At 44.5% G+C, this 559-nt stretch carries 1 protein-coding gene; it reads left to right on the forward strand.

The features are described from left to right. A partial coding sequence (locus A3738_RS16845) for a Mur ligase family protein (protein ID WP_231876680.1) occupies nucleotides 1-559 on the forward strand: 559 nt, incomplete at both ends.

A 559-nucleotide genomic window follows, 5' to 3' on the forward strand; every position in this document is an offset into this window, starting at 1 on the left:
GTTTATCCTCCAATGAGTACGCAACTTGAGTCACTCGGTATTGAGTTGATTCAAGGTTTCGATACGCAACAGCTAGATCTCGAACCCGATCTTTTTATCATTGGCAATGCAATTAGTCGTGGTAATGCCTTGCTTGAAGAGATTCTAGATCGAGGTTTGCCCTATACCTCAGGCCCTCAATTTCTTGCAGAACATATCCTGCAGGGAAAATGGGTGATGGGTGTTGCCGGTACGCACGGCAAAACCACGACAACGACCATGCTAGCGTGGATTCTTGAATATGCTGGAATGAAGCCGGGTTTCTTAATCGGTGGAGTGCCAAAGGATTTTGAATTTTCAGCTCGTTTGGGCGAAACCCCTTTCTTTGTGATCGAAGCGGATGAATACGATAGCGCATTTTTTGATAAGCGCTCGAAGTTTGTCCATTACAAATCTCGAACATTGATCGTCAACAATCTCGAGTTTGATCACGCCGATATTTTCGAAGACCTAAGCGCTATTCAAAAGCAATTCCATCATGTTATTCGTACTGTGCCGCGCAATGGTCGTGTGATTTATC

The organism is Oleiphilus sp. HI0066 (assembly GCF_001635725.1).